Consider the following 3,511-nt stretch of genomic DNA (forward strand, 5'->3'; position numbering starts at 1 on the left):
AGACTACTAATTATCAAGAATTAGGAAAAGCCATTGAGTTTGCGTTCGAGCAAGTTACATCAGAAAATATTTTTAACTGGTTTACACACTGCTGTTATTGTACCTCATCTTTGTGAGAAAGGCTATAGCGATTCCATCAACAGAAATAGAAGCGGCTATCCTGAAAACAAAAGCCAAAGAAAAACGGCATCGTGCGCTACCATCACAACTGGTAGTATGTTTGATCGTAGCAATAAGCTTATGGTCAAAAGACTCTATGCGCGACGTACTAAAAAATCTGATTGATGGACTTAATGAAGTCTGGTTGAAAACTGGTAAATTCTGGAAAACTCCCTGCAAGGCAGCTATTACTAAAGCCCGAAAAAGATTAGGGCCTTCTGTAATGAGCCAGTTATTTCATCAGTTGGTACGACCAATGGCTACAACTGAAACAGTGGGAGCTTTTCTGAATGGATTGAGAGTTGTAGCAATAGATGGAACCTGCTTAAATATCCCAGACAGTGATGAAAATGCCAGAGTTTTTGGCCGTCCAGGTAGCCGTCCAGGTATAAGAGCTGCTTTTCCCTTCATCTAGATTAGTTATTTTAGTAGAAGCAGGAACACATTTAATATTTGATGCTTTAATATGCCCATACAAGATGGAGAAAGAGTCAGAGCGTTAAGATTATTGCGGTCAGTTACTAAAGAAATGTTGCTAATGTGGGATAGAGGTTTGCATTCGTATGCAATGGTATCATCCGCGCTCAGCAAGGGTTGTGGCTATTTAGGAAGAATTCCATCAAATGTTAAATTCCTCAACGAAACACAGCTAGAAGATGGCTCTTACTTAAGTTTTATTAATCCCCCAGGCAAATTCAGAAAGAAAGGATTTAAACCAATCCAAATCAGAGTAATCGAGTACAGGATTGAAAACTTAAATGACCCAACAGCAGAAATTAGATATCGTTTAATTACAAGTTTATTAGACCCTCAAAAATTTCCGGCAAAGTTATTGGCTGCCGAATATCATCAACGGTGGGAAGTCGAAAATACAATTGATGAATTCAAAGTACATCTGTTAGAACGAAAAACTCATATTCGTTCTCAAAGACCAAGAGAAGTAGTGCAAGAAATTTATGGTCTATTATTAGGATCGAAGAGCTGTGCGCTCATTAATTTATCAAACAGCGAATAATGCAGAAATTTCCCCATTAAGTATTTCTTTCACGGGTACATTACGAGTTATTCGTCGCGCTGTCCCAAAATTTCAGCGACTAGAAGCACAAGAAATTCCCTTTTTTTAACTTGGTTGAATTTGGAGATTCTTGATGCGACTTTGCCACAAAGAGTTGAGAGAAATAACCCAAGAGTTGTCAAAAAACCTGTTTCAAAATTTAAATCCAAAAAAGTTAAACACAGAGGTACTGGAATAAAAATTAATTCTCCTGTTTTTAATATTTTAAAGCCTCCCAACCCTTAAGTAAACCGTATTGGCTTCTAACTGGGCCAACACTACGCCTTTCTCATCCTCCCCTGGGCTTCCTTGATTCTCGGCTGGACGTACTTAGTAAACGATGAAAAGATCAGTGCGATCGGGCGATATATTCGGCTCACTTTAGTTGAAAAGGTCAAAGAAAAAACCGGACACGCAGAAGTAGAATCATTGTTTGGCTGGGAAATTGCCCACCGGAGCGATCGGCGGCGCTCGCTCCGCAAGATTGAGCAATTGATTGTTGATGAAATCACCTTCGTCGTGTCAGGAATTATTGCCCTGATTTCCTTCTGGATCTTAGTACCGGGTGCAGCTTTAGCAATTCATGTTTTGGGTGGAGTTGAGCTAATCCTGCTGCTAATTTTGGGTTGGGAGATATTAATCTATGCTGACTTAGCAAAGGGGCGATAAATCCATATATTTGCGATCGAACGACCCCGCAACAGAAACAGCAGCATCGAGCGAAATCGGGCGCGGTAGCGGGGTTGTTTCTGGACTTTCAAGAGGTCCGTTTTGATTCTTCCAACTCTCGCACCGCACCTCAAAGCTACCTAACTATTTGCCAGATTTTTTCAACGAAAATTGTCGTTCGAGTCCAAGGAAATCACTTGGTTTGGCGCGATAATGCCTCCAACTTTTATTACTTGCAATTCTCCGGTTTCTTGAGGGTACTGTGCTTTCACTCGATCGATTGCTGCATCCAAACTAGACGCCTGAGTAACGTACAGCTTTTTAAGAGCGCTTAGCACCCAAATAGGTTGGGGCCACTTATGTCGGGGTTGTAGAACTGAATTGTGAATTACTTGGCGAGCATACAGAACAATTTGCTCGATCGCGCTTGACGAACAAAACTCCCCCAATTCCGATTCAATACACTGTTTTAGTTCTGGCGCGGGAATGTATTCTGCAACTGATTCTTTGGGCGTTAATTTCGGTTGGGGATTCGACGATCGAATGCTTTCTTGCACTACTAGCGATTCTACAAAATAACTCACTTGGGTGACGATCGAGTCAAAATCTACCTCCATCAATAAATGACCTAAATACTCCCTCAACAAATTTCTTAACTTCTCATCAGATATATTGATGCGGCAGGTTTTCAGATACACTGAAGGTCGATCTCCCAAATTCCGACCGCAGCCAACTTCTCCGTTAGCTGCATCTTCAGCTTCTACCAGTTCCATCAAACGCTGGTGGTGGGTTGTATCATTTATTGTGGATTGAGGCTCGGAGGGAATTGATTTACTCATCTTTCTGTCCTTAATGTTTCCAAGTAATTAAGATTGTCGGGTTCTTCAGGATCTGGGCCGCAGTCTAGCAGCCCCACTCTCAATTTTCTATAAAATACTAGCGCACCAGGCAATGCGTGCAAGCCTATTCTCCCTTGGTATCCTAATTCTTCGCTGCGGGCGATCGCAAAATTTATCAGATTTCCACCTACTCCTTTATAAGTAGGAGGATTGGTGATAGCAGGTCGATTCCAAGGAGCCGTTGCTAGGGCTCTGACGTATACCAATCTTCGTCTTAATTGAGACTCAATATAGCAGCGTTTTTTTAGGATATCAATTGTCATTAAACCCTGAGTTGTGCCATCGCACTCAATGGCATATAGTTCATCTCCCGGTAAAAATTTAGTTCGATAGCTTTTGCTCACCCAATCCCAGTATTCATCTTCTTCTCCACTACCTCTAAGGATTGGTTCCCAGAGGGTTGCGGCATCTTCTAAATGCTTTTGGGTAACAGAGGTCTGAATGGCATCAACCACCTGCATATCTCGAACTCGAAGAAGCTGGATGGGGCGATTCAATTGCAACACCTAACTCGATAACTAGATTATAGCCTAATACAGTTTCTAAAGTTGATAAATTTATGTATGACTGGGCGATACACACCTGGAATTAACTGAATAGTAAGCAGGGTGGATTAATTGTCAGGGGGGAATGTATGATAGAAGAGGCAATCAAGTCTGCCCTGGATGGGTAGATTATAATTATGGAGTGCATCAGCAATGAATTTAATTGAAGCAATTAAATTAGTTCC

Annotated in this window: 3 protein-coding genes and 1 pseudogene; 2 read left to right on the forward strand and 2 right to left on the reverse strand. The window is 41.4% G+C overall.

Annotated elements, in window-relative coordinates:
* The first annotated feature begins 145 nt into the window (after positions 1–145).
* Together WBA89_RS26465 and WBA89_RS26470 are read left to right on the forward strand one after the other, a co-directional pair.
* Positions 146–1,283: pseudogene (locus WBA89_RS26465) on the forward strand (IS4 family transposase).
* A 239-nt stretch (positions 1,284–1,522) separates the two neighbouring features.
* A complete protein-coding gene (locus tag WBA89_RS26470) occupies positions 1,523–1,882 on the forward strand; it encodes a hypothetical protein (protein WP_424410635.1) in 360 nt (119 codons plus the stop codon).
* Positions 1,883–2,043: 161 nt separating this feature from the next.
* Here WBA89_RS26470 and WBA89_RS26475 read toward each other — a convergent pair whose 3' ends face one another.
* Positions 2,044–2,721, reverse strand: coding sequence for a hypothetical protein (locus WBA89_RS26475; RefSeq protein ID WP_424410637.1), 678 nt, complete (start codon positions 2,719–2,721; stop codon positions 2,044–2,046).
* Positions 2,718–3,278 (reverse strand): hypothetical protein, encoded by a 561-nt coding sequence (locus tag WBA89_RS26480; protein ID WP_424410638.1) that lies wholly within the window; start codon positions 3,276–3,278, stop codon positions 2,718–2,720. The genes WBA89_RS26475 and WBA89_RS26480 overlap by 4 nt, the downstream gene beginning before the upstream one ends.
* Positions 3,279–3,511: the final 233 nt, after the last annotated feature.

The sequence above is a fragment of the Microcoleus sp. genome, from assembly GCF_049646505.1.
Classification (GTDB): domain Bacteria; phylum Cyanobacteriota; class Cyanobacteriia; order Cyanobacteriales; family Microcoleaceae; genus Microcoleus.